General features: G+C 48.7%; 17 protein-coding genes and 1 riboswitch. All 17 genes read left to right on the top strand.

Features of this window, described 5'->3' with window-relative positions; translation table 11 throughout:
* Window positions 1-35 precede the first annotated feature (35 nt).
* Window positions 36-137, top strand: a riboswitch (purine riboswitch).
* 194 nt (window positions 138-331) lie between these two features.
* On the top strand, window positions 332-817 hold the full coding sequence (purE, locus tag MKY87_RS19570) for a 5-(carboxyamino)imidazole ribonucleotide mutase (protein WP_017690699.1): 486 nt from the start codon (window positions 332-334) through the stop codon (window positions 815-817).
* Window positions 814-2,016: a 5-(carboxyamino)imidazole ribonucleotide synthase gene (gene purK, locus MKY87_RS19575; protein WP_340965773.1), complete on the top strand. Its 1,203-nt coding sequence runs from the start codon at window positions 814-816 to the stop codon at window positions 2,014-2,016. Before purE ends, purK begins: the two co-directional genes overlap by 4 nt.
* Complete coding sequence (gene purB / locus MKY87_RS19580) at window positions 2,013-3,311, top strand: adenylosuccinate lyase (protein WP_036668399.1); 1,299 nt, start codon at window positions 2,013-2,015, stop codon at window positions 3,309-3,311. The genes purK and purB overlap by 4 nt, the downstream gene beginning before the upstream one ends.
* A 252-nt stretch (window positions 3,312-3,563) precedes the next feature.
* On the top strand, window positions 3,564-4,436 hold the full coding sequence (locus MKY87_RS19585) for a phosphoribosylaminoimidazolesuccinocarboxamide synthase (RefSeq protein ID WP_105405779.1): 873 nt from the start codon (window positions 3,564-3,566) through the stop codon (window positions 4,434-4,436).
* 551 nt (window positions 4,437-4,987) lie between these two features.
* Window positions 4,988-5,233 (top strand): phosphoribosylformylglycinamidine synthase subunit PurS, encoded by a 246-nt coding sequence (gene purS, locus MKY87_RS19590; RefSeq protein WP_340965775.1) that lies wholly within the window; start codon window positions 4,988-4,990, stop codon window positions 5,231-5,233.
* A gap of 4 nt (window positions 5,234-5,237) precedes the next feature.
* Entirely contained in the window at window positions 5,238-5,927 is a 690-nt protein-coding gene (gene purQ / locus MKY87_RS19595; RefSeq protein ID WP_036606071.1) for a phosphoribosylformylglycinamidine synthase subunit PurQ, read from the top strand.
* Complete coding sequence (purL, locus tag MKY87_RS19600) at window positions 5,905-8,148, top strand: phosphoribosylformylglycinamidine synthase subunit PurL (protein WP_340965777.1); 2,244 nt, start codon at window positions 5,905-5,907, stop codon at window positions 8,146-8,148. Before purQ ends, purL begins: the two co-directional genes overlap by 23 nt.
* A complete protein-coding gene (gene purF / locus MKY87_RS19605) occupies window positions 8,133-9,611 on the top strand; it encodes an amidophosphoribosyltransferase (protein ID WP_249913554.1) in 1,479 nt (492 codons plus the stop codon). Before purL ends, purF begins: the two co-directional genes overlap by 16 nt.
* Window positions 9,612-10,253: 642 nt before the next feature.
* Window positions 10,254-11,294, top strand: a complete 1,041-nt coding sequence (gene purM, locus MKY87_RS19610; RefSeq protein ID WP_339786394.1) for a phosphoribosylformylglycinamidine cyclo-ligase — start codon at window positions 10,254-10,256, stop codon at window positions 11,292-11,294.
* Window positions 11,294-11,911, top strand: a complete 618-nt coding sequence (purN, locus tag MKY87_RS19615; RefSeq protein WP_338590815.1) for a phosphoribosylglycinamide formyltransferase — start codon at window positions 11,294-11,296, stop codon at window positions 11,909-11,911. Before purM ends, purN begins: the two co-directional genes overlap by 1 nt.
* Window positions 11,912-12,205: 294 nt before the next feature.
* Window positions 12,206-13,753, top strand: coding sequence for a bifunctional phosphoribosylaminoimidazolecarboxamide formyltransferase/IMP cyclohydrolase (gene purH, locus MKY87_RS19620; protein WP_133387391.1), 1,548 nt, complete (start codon window positions 12,206-12,208; stop codon window positions 13,751-13,753).
* 129 nt (window positions 13,754-13,882) lie between these two features.
* The gene (purD, locus tag MKY87_RS19625; protein WP_340965779.1) at window positions 13,883-15,148 is read left to right on the top strand and encodes a phosphoribosylamine--glycine ligase; all 1,266 of its coding nucleotides are present in this window, start codon (window positions 13,883-13,885) and stop codon (window positions 15,146-15,148) included.
* A gap of 719 nt (window positions 15,149-15,867) precedes the next feature.
* Window positions 15,868-17,205 (top strand): hemolysin family protein, encoded by a 1,338-nt coding sequence (locus tag MKY87_RS19630; protein WP_340965781.1) that lies wholly within the window; start codon window positions 15,868-15,870, stop codon window positions 17,203-17,205.
* Window positions 17,206-17,490: 285 nt separating this feature from the next.
* Window positions 17,491-18,573, top strand: coding sequence for a hemolysin family protein (locus MKY87_RS19635; RefSeq protein ID WP_124118555.1), 1,083 nt, complete (start codon window positions 17,491-17,493; stop codon window positions 18,571-18,573).
* 253 nt (window positions 18,574-18,826) lie between these two features.
* Entirely contained in the window at window positions 18,827-19,777 is a 951-nt protein-coding gene (locus MKY87_RS19640; protein ID WP_074093485.1) for a ring-cleaving dioxygenase, read from the top strand.
* A gap of 14 nt (window positions 19,778-19,791) precedes the next feature.
* Window positions 19,792-20,397, top strand: coding sequence for an alpha/beta hydrolase (locus MKY87_RS19645; RefSeq protein WP_340967493.1), 606 nt, complete (start codon window positions 19,792-19,794; stop codon window positions 20,395-20,397).
* A 217-nt stretch (window positions 20,398-20,614) separates the two neighbouring features.
* A complete protein-coding gene (locus tag MKY87_RS19650) occupies window positions 20,615-22,906 on the top strand; it encodes a beta-glucosidase family protein (RefSeq protein WP_340965782.1) in 2,292 nt (763 codons plus the stop codon).
* Window positions 22,907-22,939 lie beyond the last annotated feature (33 nt).

The raw sequence follows: 22,939 nt of genomic DNA on the forward strand, positions 1-22,939 counted from the left end.
AAATATGTAATAAGAGATTACCAAAATGAACGAAGATAGTTTGATAGATATTTGCTCGTATAACGCCGGGGATAGGGCCCGGAAGTATCTACCCGGGAACCGTAAATTTCCGGACTACGAGGAGATACGGCTGAGAGTCGCATGCAACCAGATGCGGACAGCAAGCCCCCTTTTGGCATGCCCAAATGAGGGATACGTATTTCTTGGAGTCCGGTGTCCGGAGAAAATGTGATGTTTTCGCGGGTAGCGGATTTTTTCATTTCACACGTAATAAGAGTTCCTTAATAGTCAGATGTAATCAAAAAAGCGCAGACGGGAGTTGGATGTATTCATGTCACTGCAAGTCGCTGTAATTATGGGCAGCAAGTCGGATTGGGAAACGATGAAACATGCGTGCGAGGTGCTGGACGAGCTGGAGATTGGGTATGAGAAAAAGGTGGTCTCCGCCCATCGTACACCGGATCTGATGTTTGAATACGCAGAGCAAGCAATTGATCGAGGATTCAAGGTGATCATTGCAGGGGCAGGCGGGGCAGCACATCTACCCGGTATGGTTGCCGCCAAAACGATGCTTCCAGTCATTGGCGTACCGGTTCAATCCAAAGCATTGAACGGTCTCGATTCCTTGTTGTCCATTGTTCAGATGCCTGGTGGTATTCCCGTCGCAACTGTGGCGATTGGCAAGGCAGGGGCAACGAATGCAGGATTGCTGGCAGCTCAGATGATCGGTGCTTTTGACCCGGATGTCCAACGTCGCTCTGAAGCTCGCAGAGAGCGCATCAAACAAGAAGTACTCGAAAGCAGTGAAGAACTATGAATAGAGCCGGGAACCAATCCGGTATAGCAGGAGAACTGAAAAATGTCCTGCTGCCCGGGAAAACAACCATCGGCATTCTTGGAGGCGGACAGCTCGGACGTATGATGACGCTCGCAGGAACGGCAATGGGGTATCGATTCGTTACTCTTGATCCCGCTGCGGATGCACCTTGTGGACAAGTTGCTCGTCAGATTCAAGCTGGTTATGACGATGCCAAAGCTGCACTTGAACTGGCTCGGCAATGCGATGTCATTACGTATGAATTTGAAAATGTGGATGCAGAAGTCGCTGGGCTGCTCGAGCGTGAGTCATACGTTCCGCAAGGAAGTGCGTTACTGTACACCACACAACATCGGTTACGTGAAAAACGAGCAATTGAAGCTGCTGGAGTAAGAGTTGCGCCTTATCGTGAGATCACAAGTGCGGATACGATGCTTGCTGCTGTAAGCGAACTTGGAGTGCCATGTGTACTGAAGACGGTGACTGGAGGTTACGATGGCAAAGGCCAGCGTGTAATTCGGGAAGCGAATGAGGCTGTGGCTGCGTACGAAGAACTTGCAGCTACAGGTGCGGAACTGGTGCTGGAACAATTCATCAAGTTTGAATGCGAGATATCGGTCGTTGTAGCGCGCAGTACAAATGGGGAGATTAAAACGTTTCCGCCAGCGGAGAACATTCATGTAAATAACATTTTGCATGCTTCAATTGTACCGGCTAGAGTTGCGGCAGACATCCAGATTGAAGCACAGAAACTGGCAGCGGCGGTGGCAGAATCGATGAAAGCTGTTGGGCTGCTGGCTGTGGAACTGTTTGTAGCGGCGGATGGAAGACTGTACGTCAACGAACTGGCACCAAGACCGCATAATTCTGGTCACTATACGATGGAAGCTTGTGTGACTTCTCAGTTCGAACAACATATCCGTGCGATCTGCGGATTACCACTTGGAGACACTTCGTTATTGAGTCCGGTTGTTATGGTCAATGTGCTTGGAGAACATCTGGAAGGTATTATCGCAAGAACAGGGCAACCTGATGCAGAAGCGATAGAACTCGGTGTGATTCCCAAGCTTCACATATATGGTAAAACCGAAGCAAAAACAGGACGGAAGATGGGGCATGTGAATCTGCTCTGTCAGGATGTTGAAGAAGGATTGCAATGGATTGAACAAACTAATCTCTGGAGGAATACAAATTCATGATTGAACGTTATAGCAGACCCGAAATGAGAGCCATCTGGACCGAAGAAAACAAATTCCAATCGTGGCTGGAAGTTGAAATTTGTGCATGTGAGGCGTGGGCAGAACTGGGTGTTATCCCTAAGGAAGAAGCAGCATTGCTTCGTCAGAACGCATCTTTTGACATCGACCGCATCTATGAGATTGAAAAGGAAACACGTCATGACGTTATTGCATTTACACGTACAGTATCTGAAAGTCTGGGTGCAGAGCGGAAATGGGTGCACTACGGACTGACTTCCACAGATGTCGTGGATACGGCTCTCGGTTATGTACTGCGTCAAGCGAATGAGATTCTGGAAAAGGATATCGTGAATTTCATTGAAATTCTGCGTGAAAAAGCACTGGCTTATCAGCACACGCCAATGATGGGACGTACGCACGGCGTGCATGCGGAGCCAACAACATTTGGACTGAAAATGGCGTTGTGGCATGAAGAGATGAAACGGAACCTGGAGCGTTTCCGTCATGCAGCAGACAATGTACAATACGGCAAAATCTCAGGCGCAGTAGGAACATACGCGAACATCGATCCGTTTGTTGAAGAGTTTGTCTGCGAGAAGTTGGGCACGAAACCTGCGCCAATCTCGACTCAAACATTGCAACGTGACCGTCACGCGGAGTATATGGCTACATTGGCGTTGATCGCAACGTCCCTGGACAAGTTTGCTACAGAGGTACGTGCACTGCAGAAGAGTGAGTTCCGTGAAGTGGAAGAGGCTTTTGCTAAAGGTCAAAAAGGATCTTCCGCGATGCCGCACAAGCGTAACCCGATCGGTAGCGAAAACATCTCCGGCCTGTCCCGCGTCATTCGCGGGCATATGGTATCGGCATACGAGAATGTAACACTCTGGCATGAGCGCGACATCTCGCATTCTTCCGTAGAACGTATCATTCTGCCAGATGCAACGATGCTGCTGAACTACATGCTGAACCGTTTTGGCAACATCGTGAAGAACCTGACGGTATTCCCTGAGAACATGAAACGCAACATGGAGCGCACCTACGGGGTACCATTCTCCGGTCGCATCATGACCAAGCTGATCGACAAAGGTTTCAGCCGCGAGCAAGCATACGATACGGTTCAACCACGTGCGATGCAAGCATGGGAAGAACAACGCCAGTTCCAGGATATCGTGAAATCCACACCGGAAATCACGGAAGTACTGAACGAAGAGGAAATCGCAGATGCGTTCAACCCGTCATGGCACCTGAAGCACGTAGACACCATCTTTAAAAAGCTCGGTTTGAACGACTAATATATTAAGGTTTTGAATTATTCTACTCTCTAAAAGTATAGGTTGATTATGTGTTCACGCTGGAACGGAGAAGGCAGAAAAAAACTGAAGAAGCAAAGCGCTCGCCTTTATCCTCGGATTTTCACTTTGCAAAAGTGGAATCAAAAAATCTGGGGATAACAGCGATCGGAAGGTTGTTCTGCATTCGTAGTGGCCCCGCGTGAAGAGGGGAATTGGACGTATACTTTACATCTCCTGAAAGAAGGTGAGCCCATGGCACTGTCCACTGCGGCAGATCTCGTTAAAGCACCTCTGTTATATAAAGGAAAAGTACGTGAATTGTACGATCTGGGTGAACATTTTCTAATCGTGGTTACCGACCGAATCTCGGCATTTGATTACGTGCTGGACCCGGCAGTTCCTGAGAAAGGAAACGTACTGAACAAACTCAGCAGTTTCTGGTTTGAACTTACAGGTGACATGATGGAGAACCACGTCGTTCATACCGATGTGAATCAACTGGGTGACCTCATCACAGACCCTGAATTGCTCAAAGACCGCATCATGGTAACCCGTAAAGCAGAACGCATTGATATTGAATGTGTCGTGCGTGGATACATCACTGGTGGGGGATGGAGACAATACGAGACGAGTGGTGAAGTGAATGGCATTAAACTGCCTGACGGACTGCGCAAAAACGCCAAGCTCGAAGTTCCCATTTTCACCCCAGCAGCCAAAAACGATGTTGGTCATGATGAAGACATCCCAATGGATCGCATGAAAGAACTGGTAGGAGACGCACTTGCAGTGGAGCTTCAAGAAAAAAGCTTGCGCTTGTACGAATTCGCCCGTGATTACTGTGATCAGCGTGGCATCATTCTGGCAGACTGCAAATTCGAGTTCGGCATCGTGGATGGCAAGGTCATCCTGATTGACGAAATCTTCACTCCAGATGCTTCACGTTTCTGGGCCAAAGAGAATTATGAACTCGACATCGAGATCGACAGCATGGATAAAGAGCCAGTGCGCACCTACCTTGCCGGAACCGATTGGGACAAGAACAGTAAACCTGATCCCCTCCCACAAGCGGTAGTTGAAGCAACAACCGCAAGATACGTCGATATTTATAACCGTTTAACGAAATAATAAAGTTTAACGTTTGAGTGAGCTACGGGAAAGTTTGGCTTTCGATCGCTGTTGCCCCCGGAATGTTTTGATTGGAATCCTTTTTTCAAAAGGAAACATTCCGGTTGCAAAGGCGAACGCTCCGCTTCTCCAGCTCAAATCTTTCCCTCCGCCAGTGACAAACTGGTGGGTGAGGCAATTAAGACCAAAGACTTCTATTAAACAGGAAGTCTACAAATATAAAAATAATAAGGTTACTAAAGTAACTTAAAGACCATTCATTGTTTTCACGTAATGGTCAGTCTCAACCATTACACACCGTGCAACTTAAAAGGTTTAGGACTTTAAAAAACGTCGCATGGACTAGCGGAGGGGCGGAATTGTTCTTAAAGGAGCGATAGCGTTCGCCTTTGTCCCCGGGTTTTGACCGCAGAGCGGGCCAAAACAATACAAAAAACCTGGGGACAACAAGCGACCGGAAAGAACAATCCGCCCCGGAGCAAGCTCCACACCCCATTTTTAACAGCATAAAGCATTTATCCCGTTCATTACTGAGGAGGAACATAAGGATCATGATCAAAGCAACCGTATATGTCACTATTAAGCAAAGCGTACTCGACCCGCAAGGCGTAGCTGTTCAAGGAGCCCTGCATTCCATGGGATTCAATGAAGTGGAAAGTGTACGGATCGGTAAAGTCATGGAATTGAACCTGAATACAACAGATCGTGCGGAAGCGGAGAAACGATTGAAAGTCATGTGTGAAAAGCTGCTGGCCAACACCGTTGTTGAAGATTACCGCTACGAATTGGAGGGTTAATCTCATGAAATTTGCAGTTCTTGTGTTCCCTGGCTCCAACTGCGACATCGACTGTTACAAGGCAGTGGAAGATGCGATTGGACAAGAGGTTGATTATGTATGGCACACGGCTACAGATCTTTCGGCTTATGATTGTATTTTAGTTCCAGGTGGTTTCTCTTATGGTGACTACTTGCGCTGTGGAGCGATTTCCCGCTTTGCACCGGTAATGAACGAGGTAGCGAAAGCTGCTGAACAAGGTAAATATATTTTGGGTATTTGCAACGGCTTCCAGATCCTGACCGAAGCTGGATTGCTTCCAGGTGCATTGATCCGCAACACTTCCCTGAAATTCCGTTGTCACGATACGGTACTGAAAGTGGCGAATGCAGATACGCCATTTACACGTGACTATGCACCCGGTGAAGAGATTATCATCCCGATTGCTCACGGTGAAGGAAACTATTATTGCGACGAAGAGACGCTAGCGAGTCTGCAAGCGAACAACCAGATCGTATTTACGTATGGTACCAACCCGAACGGTTCCCTAGGTGATATTGCAGGAGTCTGTAACGAGGCTGGAAACGTGGTCGGCATGATGCCGCATCCAGAGCGTGCAGTGGATTCACTGTTTGGTTCGGAAGACGGCAAACGTATGTTTACATCTATTTTGAAAGCATGGAGGGATCGGCATGACGCAGCAGCTATCCGCTAAGGAACCGACAGCAGAACAGGTCGCAGAACATAAACTTTACGCACAAATGGGCGTATCTGACAGCGAGTATGAGCTGATCTGTGAGTTCATGGGGCGCAAGCCAAACTACACGGAAATTGGTGTGTTCAGTGTAATGTGGTCCGAGCATTGTGCTTATAAAAACTCCAAGCCATTGCTGCGCCGTTTCCCAACCACTGGACCACGTGTCCTGATGGGACCTGGTGAAGGTGCCGGTATCGTGGATATCGGTGATAACCAGGCTGTTGTATTCAAAATTGAAAGCCATAACCATCCTTCCGCGGTTGAGCCTTATCAAGGTGCAGCAACAGGTGTGGGCGGCATTATCCGTGATATTTTCTCCATGGGTGCAAGACCGGTTGCATTGCTGAACTCCCTTCGTTTTGGCAAGCTGGAGAGTGATCGCGTTAAATATTTGTTCGAACATGTTGTAGCGGGTATTGCTGGATACGGTAACTGTATCGGTATTCCTACGGTTGCGGGCGAAGTGATGTTTGATGAGAGCTATGAAGGCAATCCGCTGGTTAACGCGATGTGTGTGGGTCTGATTGATCATGACAAGATTCAGCGCGGTGTAGCTAAAGGTGTGGGAAACCCAGTGTATTATGTTGGGCCACCGACAGGCCGTGATGGTATTCATGGAGCAACCTTTGCATCGGTTGAACTGACGGAAGAATCCGAGTCCCAACGGACAGCGGTTCAGGTCGGTGACCCGTTTATGGAGAAACTGGTAATGGAATCTTGTCTGGAATTGATCGACACGGGCATCGTGCTCGGAATTCAAGATATGGGTGCTGCGGGTCTGACATGTTCGAGTGCAGAGATGGCAAGTAAAGCGGGTAACGGTCTGGAATTGTATCTGGATCAGGTACCACAACGTGAAGAAGGCATGACGCCTTACGAGATGATGTTGTCTGAGTCCCAAGAACGCATGTTGTTCGTCGTTGAGCCGAAGGATGAGGCACAGGCGATGGAAATCTTTGAACGTTGGGGCGTAATCTGTGCCAAAGTTGGTAAAGTAACGGATGATGGTCGTCTGAAATTGATTCACCACGGCGAAGTGGTTGGAGATATGCCAGTAACGGCACTGGTTGACGAATGTCCAGTCTATGACAAACCTTCTTCTGTACCTGCATACTACGAGCAAAGTGCTTCCATCGACACGCTTCGTTACGACGAAGTGTCGGATCTCGGCGGAGCGCTGAAACAAGTGCTGGCTTCACCAACCGTAGCGAGTAAAAAATGGGTGTATGATCAATACGATTACATGGTGCGTACAAGCACTGCCGTTCGTCCTGGTTCGGATGCAGCTGTAGTTACGATTCGTGGCACACGCAAAGGTCTCGCGATGACAACGGACTGTAATGGACGTTATGTGTACCTTGATCCTGAAGTTGGTGGACGGATTGCTGTAAGTGAAGCAGCGCGTAACATTGTATGTTCTGGTGCTGAGCCGCTGGCGATCACGGACAACCTGAACTTCGGTAACCCGGAGAAGCCGGATATTTTCTGGCAAATGGAGAAAGCGGTAGACGGTATGGCAGAAGCTTGCCGTGTGCTGGATACGCCGGTCATCGGTGGTAATGTAAGTCTGTATAATGAAAACGCCAAAGGCTCCATCTATCCAACGCCAGTTGTCGGTATGGTAGGTCTCGTTCATGATACGGATCATATCACGACACAAGCATTCAAATCCGAAGGTGATGTTATCATCCTCCTCGGTGAAACAAAAGCTGAACTGGGTGGCAGCGAGCTGCAATATGCGGTTCATGGTCAGACGGAAGGTCGTCCGCCAGAACTGAATTTGCAAACGGAAAAAGCGTTGCTCAGCACGGTGCTGGAAGCTATTCAATCCGGTCTCGTTCGCTCTGCACATGACTTGTCTGAAGGCGGCTTGGCTGTTGCACTCGCAGAGTCTTGTATCAGCGGTAACGTAGGAGCACAGGTGAATGTGGAGACTGCACTGCGTGCAGATCACGCCCTGTTCAGTGAGAGTCAATCCCGTATCTTGTTGTCGGCTACGCCAGAGCAAGCGGGTAAACTTGAAGCATTTATACGTGAGCGCGGTGTACCTGTAGCTGTGATTGGCCGTGTAGAAGGAAGTAACCTGACGATTGAATTGAACGGAACATCAGCCGTGAGCGAACCTGTAGGAGGTTTGGCTCAGGTCTGGGAGGATGCGATTCCATGTCTCATGAACTGACGACAGGACCGTTGTGGACAGGCGATTATTATAATGAAGGGTCCGGCAAGGAAGGACTCGACAAATTGAAGGAAGAATGCGGTGTGTTCGGGGTGTTCAGACACCCTGACGCGGCTTCGCTCTCCTATTATGGACTGCATGCGTTGCAACATCGGGGCGAAGAAAGTGCAGGCATGTGTGTGAGTGATGGAAGCCAGTTTAACTATCATCGCGGCATGGGTCTGGTGAAAGAAGTGTTCACCAAAGACCTGATGCAGACGTTAACCGGGGATATTTCCATTGGACATGTCCGTTATTCAACAAGTGGTGACAGTAAACTGACGAACGCTCAGCCATTGGTATTCAAATACCGTGATGGCGATTTGGCAGTAGCAACCAACGGAAACATTGTGAATGCACCAACGATCCGGCGTGAGCTGGAGCAGAGCGGTTCCATTTTCCAAACAACGAGTGATACCGAGGTCATTGCGCATCTGATTGCACGATCCTCCAAAGGGCTTGTGGAAGCGGCAAAAGAGGCATTCCAGCGCATTGTGGGCGGTTATGCATTTCTGATCATGACCAATGACAAGCTGCTTGTGGCTTCCGATCCGCACGGACTTCGTCCGCTGACGATGGGTAAGCTGGGAGATGCGTATCTGTTTGCATCCGAGACGTGTGCACTGGAGACAATTGGCGCAGAGTTAATTCGTGATATTGAACCAGGTGAGCTGCTCGTGCTTGATGCAGATGGTCTGCACGAGGATCGCTTTGATCATCACAAACACCGCAAGGCATTATGTGCGATGGAATATATATATTTTGCTCGTCCCGATAGTGATATGAATGGTGCGAATCAGCATGCTGCCCGTAAACGGATGGGAAGCCGGATGGCGATTGAGTCGTTTGTGGATGCGGACTTGGTTACGGGGGTACCAGATTCCAGCATCTCGGCGGCGATTGGATACGCTGAACAGACAGGCATTCCGTATGAGATGGGTATGATCAAAAATAAATACACCGGACGTACGTTTATCCAGCCAAGCCAGGAATTGCGGGAGCAGGGCGTGAAGATGAAGCTGAGCGCTGTGCGTCGCGTTGTGGAAGGAAAACGTGTGGTTATGATTGACGACTCCATTGTACGGGGAACAACCTCCCGTCGGATCGTGAACATGCTGCGTGATGCAGGAGCAACGGAAGTACATGTACGGATTACATCACCACCTTTCAAAAACCCATGTTTCTACGGTATTGATACGCCTGACAGCCGTGAATTAATTGCTTCTCAGTTGTCGGTTGAAGAAATTTGCCGTGAAATTAATGCAGATTCCCTGGAGTTCCTCAGTCCCGATGGACTGATTGCATCGATTCAGGGAGATAATCAGGATGATCCTAAAGGCGGACTATGTCTCGCATGTTTTGATCATGATTACCCAACCCGCCTCGACTTTGGCGGCGAAGAAAAATTCGGCTGCAGTTGCTAGCTGTTATGTGGCGAGACAAACGTATCTCGCCGCCCCAGGCATAGCCCGCGCCCTCAGCCCCGCTTTGCGGAGCAACAGGGGCCAGGGCAGCCAGACGAAGCAGCTGCCCCTGGACGCAGCCCGCGCCCTTAAGCCCCGCCTTGCGGAGCAACAGGGGCCAGGGCAGCTAGGCGAAGCAGCTGCCCCCGGACGCAACCCGCGCCCTTAAGCCCCGCCTTGCGGAGCAACAGGGGCCAGGGCAGCCGAGCGAAGCAGCTGCCCCCGGGCCTAGCCCGCGCCCTCAAGCCCCGCCTTGCGGAGCAACAGGGGCCAGGCAGCCGAGCGAAGCAGCTGCCCCCGGGCCTAGCCCGCGCCCTCAAGCCCCGCTTTGCGGAGCAACAGGGGCTAGGCAGCCAAGCAAAGCAGCTGCCCAGCGGGCTTGCCCCGCAGCGTAGCTGAGCGGGGTTCGCCGACCGATGGCTTGCAGCCAACGGAATCGGCGAACAATCCCGCGAGATCACGTACGAATCAACCATAGCAAGATCACACCAGCCACCTCTGCACCGCTTTTTTGGCGGGTGTCCAGAGGGCCTGCCAAGGTCCTATGGGGTCCTCCCGGGCGGGAGGATTTAGGTGGGGCGAAAAAAAAGGAGATGATTCCACTTGTCTGAAGCATATAAAAAGGCCGGCGTCGATATCGCGGCAGGTAATGAAGCGGTTGAACGGATGAAAAAACACGTGAAACGTACCTTCCGTCCGGAAGTGATGACGGATCTGGGTGGATTCGGTGCCCTGTTCGGTTTGAACAAAGATAAATACGATGAGCCTGTGCTTGTATCCGGTACGGATGGCGTAGGCACCAAACTGAAAATTGCATTTGCCATGGACCGTCACGATACCATCGGAATCGACGCGGTAGCGATGTGTGTGAACGACATTGTGGTACAGGGTGCAGAACCACTCTTCTTCCTTGACTATCTGGCATGTGACAAAGTCATTCCTGAGAAGATCGAAGCTATTGTTGCGGGTATCGCTGAAGGCTGTCATCAATCTGGTTGTGCGCTCATCGGTGGCGAGACGGCGGAGATGCCGGGCATGTACAGTGAAGGCGAATACGATATTGCCGGATTCACGGTGGGCATCGTGGACAAAGCAAAGATCATCAACGGTACAACCATTGCCCCTGGTGACACAGTGATTGGACTGGCCTCCAGCGGTGTGCATAGTAACGGATTCTCGCTGGTACGCAGACTTTTGTTGGAAGATGCGGGACTTGATCTGCATGATGAAGTCGCGGAACTGGGCGGTAAGCTGGGTGATTCCCTGCTGGAACCTACGAAGATCTACGTTAAACCTCTGTTATCATTGCTGGAAAAGGTGAAAGTGAAAGGCATGGCACACATTACAGGTGGCGGCTTCATCGAGAATATCCCACGTATGTTGCCAAACAACGTGAATGTGGATATTGACTACGGCTCTTGGCCGATCCTGCCGATCTTCAACCTGTTACAGGAAAAGGGTGCTGTCTCGAACCGTGACATGTTCACCACATTTAACATGGGTGTTGGGCTTGTACTGGTGGTTAATGAAGCAGATGCAACGGAAGCGCTGGAACAACTGAAAGCATCTGGTGAAGAAGCGTACATCATTGGACGTGTTACTGAGGGAGATGCGCGAGTAACCTTCACGGGAGCGGATGTTTAATGGCGAACTACCGCATAGCTGTATTTGCCTCGGGTGAAGGGACTAACTTTCAGTCATTGGTCGATGCAGTACGGAACGGTGGGCTGAATGCATCCGTAGATCTGCTCGTGTGTGATAAACCCGCTGCACGCGTTGTGCAGCGGGCACAGGACGCAGGCGTGGATTGTCATCTGTTTACTCCAAAAAATTATGCTTCCCGTGAAGCCTATGAGGCAGAGATCGTGGAAGTGCTTGAATCCAAAAAAATCGACTTGGTTGTTCTTGCAGGATATATGAGATTGTTGACTTCGGTTGTGGTGGATCGTTACGCAGGGCGGTTGATTAATATTCATCCGTCCTTGCTACCAGCATTTGCAGGCAAGGATGCGATTGGACAGGCTCTCGAATATGGCGTGAAAGTTACAGGCGTGACGGTGCACTTTGTGGACGGTGGCATGGATACAGGGCCGATTATTGCCCAGCATCCCGTTCCCATTTTGCCAGAGGATACGCCTGAGTCAATCAGCCGTTCCATCCATGCAGCTGAACAGCAACTTTACCCTGAAGTGGTATCCTGGTTCGCTCAAGGTCTGGTTCAATTAGACGGACGTCACGTGACTGTTAACAAACCGGTTTAATATAAGTTGAAATTTTTTTACACATTAACGGAGAGGACAGAAAAAACCTGAAAAAGCAAAGCGGTCGCCTTTATCACCGGATTTTCCCTTTAAGAAAAGGGAATCAAAAAATCTGGGGATAACAGCGATTAGAAGGTTGTTCTGTCATCGGAGTGTCCCGTGTAAACATCTTAGTTCCACTTATATAACAGAAGTCGAATATTGGTACGCATTTTGTGATATTTCTCGGGAAATAAATCGGCTGTGTTTCGTCAGGAAACGCGAAGCCATGGGACATTAAAGGAGGAGCATATTGTGAGTATCAAAAGAGCGCTGGTCAGCGTATGGGATAAAACAGGCATCGTGGACTTTTGCCGCGAGCTGTCGCAAATGGGTGTGGAGATTATTTCGACAGGAGGTACAAGCAGCCTATTGTCGAAGGAAGGCGTACCTGTCATCGGAATTTCGGATGTGACCGGGTTCCCGGAAATCATGGACGGACGTGTTAAAACATTGCACCCGGCAGTTCATGGTGGGTTGCTGGCTGTTCGTGACAGCGAAGAGCATAAGCGCCAGATGGAAGAGAACGGATTGGGTTATATTGACCTCGTTGTCGTAAACCTCTACCCCTTCCAAGATACTATCGCCAAACCGGATGTGACGTACGAAGACGCAATCGAGAACATCGATATCGGTGGTCCAACCATGCTTCGTTCTGCTGCCAAAAACCATGCCTTTGTCAGTGTTGTTGTTGACACAGCGGATTACGGCAAGGTGCTTGAAGAAGTTCGCAGTAATGGAGATACCACACTCGAAACACGCAAACGGCTTGCGGCAAAAGTGTTCCGCCATACAGCGGCTTACGATGCAGTTATTTCTGACTATCTCTCCAACCTGAACGGTGATCCACTACCAGAGCGTCTGACGGTTACTTACGAAAAACTCCAGGATTTGCGTTACGGCGAAAATCCACACCAGCAGGCGGCATTCTACCGCAAACCGCTGGCTGCTCAAGATACGTTGACAACAGCCGAGCAATTGCATGGCAAAGAGTTGTCTTACAATAACATCAACGATGCGAACGCAGCATTGCAGATTGTCAAAGAATTTGAAGAACCGGCGGTTGTTGCGGTTAAACATATGAACCCATGCGGCGTGGGTATTGGTGCAAGTATCTATGAAGCTTACAGCAAGGCATATGCTGCAGATCCAACGTCTATCTTTGGTGGCATTGTGGCAGCAAACCGCATTATCGATAGTGATACAGCAGGCAAATTGAGCGAGATTTTCCTGGAAATTATACTTGCTCCTGACTTTACACAAGAAGCTCTCGATATCTTGACGAAGAAGAAAAACATTCGTTTGCTGAAAACGGGTGAATTGAATGCTGCTCGTAAACGGGAGAGCCAATTCGTGGTAACGTCTATCGACGGTGGTATGATCGTACAACAGTCCGATGTACACTCCATCGAAGCGAGCGAGCTGAACGTGGTAACGGATCGTGCGCCTTCGGAAGAAGAACTGAAACAGCTGTTGTTTGGCTGGAAAGTAGTTAAACATGTGAAATCCAACGCGATTGTACTTGCAGCGAATGATATGACGGTAGGTGTGGGCGCTGGACAAATGAATCGTGTGGGTGCAGCCAAAATTGCGATTGAGCAAGCTGGCGAGCAAGCAAAAGGTGCTATTCTGGCATCCGATGCGTTCTTCCCAATGGGTGATACGCTGGAACTGGCAGCAAAAGCCGGAATTACAGCGGTAATTCAACCTGGTGGTTCGATCAAAGACGAAGAATCCATCAAAGTAGCCAATGAATACGGAATTGCCATGGTCTTCACAGGCGTTCGTCACTTCAAACACTAGAGCAAAAAAGATTTAATAAGGGGTGTCGCCAGTCATACTTATGACTTATGGTACACCCCCTCTTTTTTAGGTTGTTCAATACGCAGTAGCGTAACAAATCGAGTTATGCACGGAGGGGGAACAGAGCGAATGGATATTCTGGTAGTAGGCGGCGGTGGCCGGGAGCATGCAATCATTTGGGCTCTGGCGAAGAGTCCAAAGGTAGACAAGATTCACTGTGCACCGGGAAATGCAGGTATTGCTCAGCTCGCTGAGTGTCATGCCATTGCGGTAAATGAATTCGATAAACTAACGGCTCTTGCTGTAGAGCTTAAAGTGGGTTTAGTGGTTATTGGTCCGGATGATCCGCTGGCGGATGGGATCGTGGATGCATTTGACGTGACAGGTATTCCGGTATTCGGACCCCGTCGTAATGCAGCAGAGATCGAAGGAAGTAAAACGTTCATGAAGGATCTGCTGCACAAATACAACATTCCAACCGCAGCCTATGAAAAATTCGACAACTACGAACAGGCTCAAGCATACCTGAATGAGCAAGCAATCCCAGTTGTCATCAAGGCAGATGGACTGGCAGCGGGCAAAGGTGTGACGGTAGCTTATTCGCGTGAAGAGGCTGATCAGGCACTTCGCAGCATCATGGTGGACAAAGTATTTGGTGAAGCGGGAGCCAAAGTGATCATCGAGGAATTCCTCGCAGGGCAGGAAATGTCCATTCTGGCTTTTGTCGATGGGGAGACGGTTCGTCCGATGGCGGCAGCACAGGATCACAAACCTGTATTCGATAATGACCAGGGGCCAAACACAGGCGGTATGGGTACATATTCACCTTTGCCACATATTCCTGCTTCTATTATTGAGGAAGCCGTGGAGACGATCATTAAACCAACGGCTAAAGCGATGGTGTCCGAGGGACGTCCATTCCAGGGTGTATTGTTTGCCGGACTGATGATTTCACCAGATGGTAAACCCAAAACGATTGAGTTCAACGCACGGTTTGGTGATCCCGAAACACAGGTCGTACTGCCACGCCTGAAGAGTGACTTGTTTGATATCTTCTGGGCAACCGTTCATGGCAAGCTGGCAGATATTGAGATAGAATGGAGCGATGAAGCCGCAGTATGTGTGGTACTTGCTTCAGGAGGTTATCCGGGTCCTTATGCCAAAGGCGTAGTCATTGAAGGTCTGGATCAAGTAGATAATGCCGTGGTATTCCACGCAGGTACTGCGCGTAGTGAAGCAGGAGACTGGGTCACGAATGGTGGACGAATCCTGGGCGTAGTTGGCCTTGGTGCGGATATTGCCGAAGCTAGAAACAAAGCCTATGAACAGGCGGAGCTTATCCATTTTGATGGCAAACATCAGCGGACGGATATAGCTGCCAAAGCACTGGTATAGAATGAATACAAGAGCCCGTATAGATGTGTACCGGAAAGGTATTTGCATCCTGCGGGCTCTTTGCTGCGTATATAGATGTATCTTGTGCAAACGGCCAAACTTGTCCATAAGGGAAAGACATGGGAAAGATACGAAACAGGATATAATCTGGGTGTTTAGGCATGTTGTTTAATACCCTAAAGTACAGGGTAGTATTTTTATAAATTGGACTATACTAATCATGTGAACAATATCACATTATGAGGTGATATCAATCATATTATATAAAGTACGTAACATACATAGAGACTAATTTGTGAACATTATACTGTAAGCTTGTGCCAAACCATAACGTGCAACTGGATGGTTGAGCGGGAAACATGGTATACTTTTCGGAAACAGGAATGAGTACGAGGGGAGGTGGATATCTATTGGGTAGGCGATATTGTAAATTGTCCAAATGGCGAATCTAGGTGGAGTTAAGCGAGGAACAATTGACAGCATGAGGGGTAACCCGATTTGAATGAAGAAGTTTCTGCATGTCATTGACTTCATCTTGAATTCCTGTTTTGGTTTTACAAGGTCAAACACGTACGACATATACAAATATGATCATTTATTCGATTTCATATAAGGCATACGCCATGATGAACGACAAACAGCAGATGAATGGTTAACGTAGTTAACGGATCACGCTGTAACTATCTCTGGAGGTGAATCCCTGAGAACCGGGGAAATCATTGGACATAATTACCATATTGAATATCGTTTTACTTATTATCTTGATTGCATTGACTGCATTTTTCGTAGCATCGGAGTTCGCTGTAGTCAAAATTCGTACATCAAGAGTGGATCAACTGGTTGCGGAAGGCAATAAAAAGGCTGTACTCGCCAAAAAAGTTGTCTCGGACCTGGATTATTATCTATCAGCCTGTCAGCTCGGTATTACGGTCACTGCTCTAGGACTGGGAGCGCTCGGAAAACCGACGGTTGAGAGATTGTTATACCCGGTATTCAATTATTTAGACGTACCTGCTTCGATCTCATCAATTGCTTCCTATGCGATTGCCTTTATCCTCGTCACGTTTTTGCATGTGGTTGTTGGTGAGATGGCACCGAAAACGCTGGCGATTCAATTTTCAGAAAAACTGACATTAATGCTTGCCCCATCACTATACTGGTTTGGTAAAATCATGTATCCGTTCATCTGGGCGCTTAATGGAACCTCTCGTGTTCTTCTGCGAGGATTCGGTGTGAAGCCTGCCAAACATGATCAAGCCTACTCGGAGGACGAGATCAAGATCATCATGAACCAGAGTTATGAAGGTGACGAGAACAACAAGACCAAGCTTTCATATCTGGAAAATGTATTTGTGTTCGACGAACGTGATGCCAAAGACATCATGGTGCCACGTACGGAACTGGTGACATTAGATCAGGAAATGACCTATGACGATATTATTCCTATACTGGATGAACATAACTATTCACGTTACCCTGTCATCGAGGATGGGGACAAGGACCGCATTATTGGCGTTGTGAATGTGAAAAAGATTTTGCCCGACATGGTTGCCGCAAGATCGTATCAACTAAGCGAGTTCGTTCGTGAGATCCCATTCGTGTCCGAAGTTACGTCTATCCAGGATGCGATGATTAAAATGCAGCAGGAACGTGTACACATGGCCGTGGTCGTGGATGAATATGGCGGTACTTCGGGAATCATTACGATGGAGGATATCCTGGAGGAGCTGGTCGGTGAGATTCGCGATGAATTCGATGCCGATGAGGTGGCCGATATCCAAGAGACCGGAGAGAATCAATATCTCATCAATGGCCGGGTACTTTTGGATGAAGTGGAGCGACAGTTCGGGCTTAGCTTTGAAGGTAATGAAGAGATGGATACCGTTGCTGGATGGATTCAATACCAGAAGGGTGTAGGTGTGGAAAAAGGCGACACGGTAGAACATGGCGATTATGTCTGGACCGTTGTGGATACCGAAAATTATCACATCAAGCAAGTTCTTCTGGAGCGGGTAAACGGCGCGCAGGTTGAGGAAGCTACTAGCGACCTGGCTTGATCTTGGTTGGTTCGATCATGACTGTAATCTAGGGTTTGACTGCCTATTTGGCTACTGCCCTCAGAATTTAAAACGTTTTGGCATCGTAGCAGTGTAGGGGACGGAATCGATTCTGAAGAAGCGTAGCGTTCGCGTTTGCAAACCAATTTTAAACCTTTGAAAACAACAATCAGGAAAATTTGGAGGCAATGGCGATCGGAAGAACGAGCCGTCACCGGAACGTCACTCGTGCAACCTTATTTTAAAAATTTAATGGAGGTGAATCCCTCAACCTGAGGGAAATCATTGGACGGAATAATAGCCTTGAATTTATTTTTAGTAGCCGTATTTATAGGTCTGACAGCCTTTTTCGTTGGAGCCGAATTTGCAATTCTTAAAGTACGGATGTCCCGAATCGATCAATTGATCTCGGAAGGGAACAAAAAGGCAGTACTGGCCAAAAAAGTGGCGCACAACCTGGATTATTATCTGTCAGCATGTCAATTGGGGATTACCATCACGGCGCTGGTATTGGGAGCCTTGGGTGAACCTACCGTTGAGAAAATGCTTCATCCGCTCTTTGAGCGCATGGAAGTGCCGGCGGCATTGTCTACCGTGCTTTCCTATGGTATTGCTCTGGCGATCATTACCTTCCTGCACGTGGTTATTGGTGAATTGGCACCGAAAACGCTGGCGATTCAGTTTGCAGAGAGAATGACGCTGTTGTTGGCACCACCACTGTACTGGTTCGGTAAAATCATGAATCCGTTCATCTATGCGCTGAATGGAGCTGCTCGTCTGTTGCTTGGTATCTTTGGTGTAAAACCTGCCGGGCATGATACCGTTCACTCCGAAGAAGAGCTGAAGCTGATTATGGCACAGAGCTATGAGAGTGGCGAGATCAACCAGACAGAGCTGGACTATCTGAAAAATATTTTTGCTTTTGATGAACGTTTGCTTCAGGAGATCATGATTCCACGAGATAAAATTGTTACGTTGAATAAGGAAATGCCGCTTGATCAGATCATTGAAACGCTGAATCGACACGAGTACACCAGATACCCTGTTATTGCGAATGGGGATCAGGCGCACTTTGTGGGCTTTATTAACACAAAAGAAATGTTGACGAGTGTAGCTGCGGGCAGAGACTTTAATATGGAGACATTTGTCCATAACACGCCGAGTTTCTCCGAGCGTTCTCCAATCAAGGATGTGCTGATCCAGATGCAGCAAAGCCGTGTACACATTGCTACCGTGAAAAACGAGGCAGGTGCTACGGTAGGTATGGTTACGATGGAGGATATCCTTGAAGAGATTGTCGGAGACATCAAGGATGAATACGAGCATAAAGATTTGGTGAATCCACCAAAAAGAATGAAACTGGTTTAAGAAGCAGTAATACAAAATTGATACAGGAATACGAAACAACTAATCAATCGTTATAACGCTAAGCAGGTTCCCGGAGTGATCGGGGCCTGCTTTTTGTATTAAATCTTAATTTTAAAATAAAAGCTTGCATATTGAGGTACAATGGATTAATATAAATTTAAAGAATCTTAATTTAAAGATAAATAACGAAAAGCAATAAATAAAAGAAGCAAAAACAACCTATGATACAACTAAAACCAAGGGAGTGAAGATTATGTTCAGAACTTCAGGAATTCATCATATTACAGCTTTTGTTGACGATGCGCAGAAAAATGTTGATTTTTATGCAGGTGTGTTGGCGCTCAGACTGGTGAAAAAAACAATTAACTTTGATGCACCGGACGTGTATCACTTGTATTACGGGAATGAACAGGGTGCACCGGGCACAATCATTACCTTTTTCCCACAGCAAAATTCAAGAAGAGGTGTCATTGGTTCCGGTCAGACTGGAGTTACCGTATATGCGGTTCCTGTAGGAAGCCTGCCTTTCTGGAAAGAACGTCTTGCTTCCTTCGATATTCCATATGAAAATAAAACCAGATTTGGTGAGCAGTACATTCGTTTCTTCGACAAAGGCGGTCTGCTGCTTGAACTGGTTGAGCGTGAAGGTGGTCAGCCAAGCAACTGGAGTTTCAACGGTGTGACACCGGAGCATGCCATCAAAGGATTTGGCGGAGCCGTATTGTTCAGCCACGTTCCTGAGAAAACCATGGACGTCTTGGTGAGCAAACTGGGTCTGGAGCAAGTCGGTGAAGAGAACGGACTCCTTCGTCTTCAGGCAAGCGGCGATATCGGTCAGATCATCGATATTCAGTCCACAGGCATCCAACGCGGGATTGGTGGAGCCGGTACGGTCCACCATATTGCATGGCGTGCCAAAGATTACGTGGAGCATGAACAAATTCAGCAGGATCTTGAACAATCCGGATATCATCCAACGCCAGTCATTGACCGTCAATACTTCAACGCTGTGTATTTCCGGGAGCCGGGTGGTATACTGTTCGAACTGGCTACGGATCCTCCGGGATTTGCACGGGATGAACCAGCAGAGAGCATGGGTGAGAAACTGATGTTGCCTGAATGGTATGAACCACAGCGTGAGCAGATTGAACAATTGTTGCCACGAATTGAAGTACGTGAATGGAAAGGAGAGTCCAAATCATGACTACAACCAATACAATGAAACATATCTATAAAGCAGGTGCTCAGCCGGATGCGCCAACAATCCTGTTGCTTCATGGCACAGGCGGAACCGAGAATGATCTGATCGCTCTGGCGGAGATGATCGCACCAGGAGCTGGCATACTTGGGGTGCGGGGGAACGTATCGGAGAACGGGATGCCCCGTTTCTTCCGCCGCTTGGCCGAAGGCATTTTTGACGAAGAAGATCTGATTGCTCGTACGGCGGAGTTGGGATCTTTTGTAGATGCAGCTGCGGTGGAATATGGGTTCGATCGGTCCAACGTGTATGCACTGGGTTACTCTAACGGTGCCAACATTGCGGCAAGCTTGATCTTCCATCAAGCAGATGTATTCAAAGGTGCAATTCTCCATCACCCGATGGTACCGCTGCGCGGACTGGAACTGCCGGATCTGAAAGGTCTGCCTGTGTTCATTGGTGCGGGCGAGAACGATCCGATTGTACCAAGACGTGAAACGGAGGAACTTGCTTCGCTACTCAGCGGTGCAGGTGCCGATGTAAACACACATTGGGAGCGTCAGGGTCATCAATTGACTCGTACCGAAGCAGAAGCCGCCGCAGCTTGGTTTAAGACACAGGCGTAAATTGGGTGGATAGACGGTTATGAAACGTATAGAGACAGCCTGATCGTGAAGATCGGGCTGTTTTCTCTTTTTATTTTGATCATCGTCAGGAAGAAGAAATGATGGACTGGTGTTATGTAACCGTTTCTAACCGGGTAAACATTTGAATGTGTGGTAGATAACCTTGTATGCTTAGTGATATAGCTATGTATCAACATCATGAACTGGAGGGGTTAATGTGGAACGTAACATCAAGGAACTGGTACAGCGGATGACACTGGAAGAAAAAGCGGGCATGTGCTCGGGACTGGACTTTTGGCATCTGAAAGGGGTGGAGCGTCTTGGCATTCCATCCATCATGGTGACGGACGGACCTCACGGGCTGCGCAAGCAGGATGGAAGTGCAGATCATCTAGGTATGACGTCGAGCGTTCCTGCGACCTGTTTCCCGTCTGCGGCAGGACTGGCTAGTTCATGGGACAAGGAGCTGGCGCGTCAGGTCGGGGTGGCCCTGGGTGAGGAATGTCAGGCCGAGGATGTAGCGGTACTGCTTGGTCCGGGTGTGAATATTAAACGTTCCCCGCTGGGCGGGCGTAATTTTGAATACTTTTCCGAAGATCCGTTGTTATCTACGCAGATGGCTACCGGTCATATTCAGGGTGTACAGAGCCAAGGTGTGGGTACGTCTCTCAAACACTTTGCAGTTAATAATCAGGAAGAACGGCGCATGTCGATTGATGCGGTGGTGGATGAACGGACACTGCGTGAGATTTATCTGGCAAGTTTCGAAGGTGCGGTGAAGGATGGACAGCCGTGGACGGTGATGTGTTCTTACAATAAGGTGAACGGTACGTACGCAGGTGAGAATGAATGGTTACTTACGGATATCCTGAAAGACGAATGGGGACACGAAGGTCTTGTGGTGTCAGACTGGGGCGCGGTCAATGAACGTGCAGACGCCCTTGCAGCAGGACTGGAACTGGAGATGCCTACAAGTGGTGGAATCGGTGAGCGTAAAGTGATTGATGCTGTAGAGAGCGGACAACTGCCGCTGGACAAGCTGGATCGGGCGGTGGAGCGTCTGCTTACGCTGATCTTTAATTCCGTTGATCAAAAGCAAGAAGGGGCAACCTATAACAAGGATGAGCACCACCAACTTGCACGCAAGGTGGCAGCCGAGAGTATGGTTTTGCTGAAAAATGAAGAGAGTATCCTGCCGCTGGGACGTGAAGGCGAAGTGGCGTTAATCGGGGCATTTGCGCGCAAACCTCGCTTCCAGGGCGGCGGCAGTTCCCATATTAATCCGACCAAAGTGGATGATATTGTAGAAGAGATGACCCAAGTGGCTGGCGAAGGTGTAACCTTCTCGTATGCCCCGGGTTATCGGATTGAAGCGGATGATGTGGATGAGACATTAATGCATGAGGCTGTACAGGCAGCACAGTCGGCGGATACCGCTATTGTGTTTGTTGGATTGCCAGATCGTTATGAATCCGAAGGGTATGATCGTGCCCATCTGCGTCTGCCTGAAAATCATATTCGGCTGATCGAAGAGATTGCGAAGGTTCAATCACGTGTGGTCGTTGTGCTGAGCAACGGATCACCAGTGGAGATGCCTTGGCTGCCTCAGGTACAAGCCGTGCTCGAAGCTTATCTTGGTGGACAGGCTGTTGGTGGAGCGATAGCTGATTTGTTGTATGGAGAGGTAAATCCGTCCGGTAAACTGGCAGAGACATTTCCTGCCAAGCTCAGCCATAATCCATCTTATCTGAATTTCCCGGGCGAAGGAGATCGTGTCGATTACCGGGAAGGCATCTTTGTTGGGTACCGCTATTATGATAAAAAAGAACTGGAGCCACTGTTCCCGTTTGGCTATGGACTGAGTTATACGACATTTGAATATGCTGATCTGAAGGTAGATCGCACAGAATTGACGGATCAGGATGAGGTGAACGTGCAAGTTAGGGTCACCAATACCGGAGACAGAGCGGGCAAGGAGATTGTACAGCTGTATGTCAGCGACGTAGAGAGCATAGTTATTCGTCCAGTCAAAGAACTGAAGGCTTTTGCCAAGGTGGCCCTTGAACCTGGAGAGTCAAAAGTGGTGAGCTTCACACTAAACAAGCGTTCATTCGCCTATTACAACGTGGATATGAAGGACTGGCATGTGGAGACCGGAGAGTTCGAGATACAGGTAGGCAGTTCCTCACGGGACATTCATGTGCATACACGTGTGAACGTAGAGTCTACAGCGACATTCCTTCCAACTTATACGCGTAATAGTACATTGGGTGATATCCAGCGTGATCCGGCCCATAAAAAGCTGCTGGACCAGGCTTTGCAACAATTTCAGGAGGCCAGCGGGTTTGGCGGTGATGATGCTGGTGATCACGCAGATATGATGGATGCGATGATGAAATATATGCCGCTGCGTGCACTGGTTGCGTTTAGCGGCGGGGCCATGACGGAAGAAGCGATGAATGAACTTCTGGAGCAGTTGAACAGCAAGGATCATGGTATTCGGGGATAAGGGGCTGCGGTCTTAAACCGAGTAGGCGCCCAT

It is taken from the genome of Paenibacillus sp. FSL R7-0198, from assembly GCF_038000415.1.
Lineage (GTDB): Bacteria > Bacillota > Bacilli > Paenibacillales > Paenibacillaceae > Paenibacillus.

Excerpts from the sequence above, each read along its gene's own strand:
- purF (WP_249913554.1), top strand. The coding sequence starts at position 8,133 with ATGTCTCATGAACTGACGACAGGACCGTTGTGGACAGGCGATTATTAT.
- purL (WP_340965777.1), top strand. The coding sequence starts at position 5,905 with ATGACGCAGCAGCTATCCGCTAAGGAACCGACAGCAGAACAGGTCGCA.
- MKY87_RS19645 (WP_340967493.1), top strand. The coding sequence starts at position 19,792 with ATGAAACATATCTATAAAGCAGGTGCTCAGCCGGATGCGCCAACAATC.
- purB (WP_036668399.1), top strand. The coding sequence starts at position 2,013 with ATGATTGAACGTTATAGCAGACCCGAAATGAGAGCCATCTGGACCGAA.
- MKY87_RS19640 (WP_074093485.1), top strand. The coding sequence starts at position 18,827 with ATGTTCAGAACTTCAGGAATTCATCATATTACAGCTTTTGTTGACGAT.
- purS (WP_340965775.1), top strand. The coding sequence starts at position 4,988 with ATGATCAAAGCAACCGTATATGTCACTATTAAGCAAAGCGTACTCGAC.
- purE (WP_017690699.1), top strand. The coding sequence starts at position 332 with ATGTCACTGCAAGTCGCTGTAATTATGGGCAGCAAGTCGGATTGGGAA.
- MKY87_RS19585 (WP_105405779.1), top strand. The coding sequence starts at position 3,564 with ATGGCACTGTCCACTGCGGCAGATCTCGTTAAAGCACCTCTGTTATAT.
- purN (WP_338590815.1), top strand. The coding sequence starts at position 11,294 with ATGGCGAACTACCGCATAGCTGTATTTGCCTCGGGTGAAGGGACTAAC.
- purQ (WP_036606071.1), top strand. The coding sequence starts at position 5,238 with ATGAAATTTGCAGTTCTTGTGTTCCCTGGCTCCAACTGCGACATCGAC.
- purK (WP_340965773.1), top strand. The coding sequence starts at position 814 with ATGAATAGAGCCGGGAACCAATCCGGTATAGCAGGAGAACTGAAAAAT.
- purD (WP_340965779.1), top strand. The coding sequence starts at position 13,883 with ATGGATATTCTGGTAGTAGGCGGCGGTGGCCGGGAGCATGCAATCATT.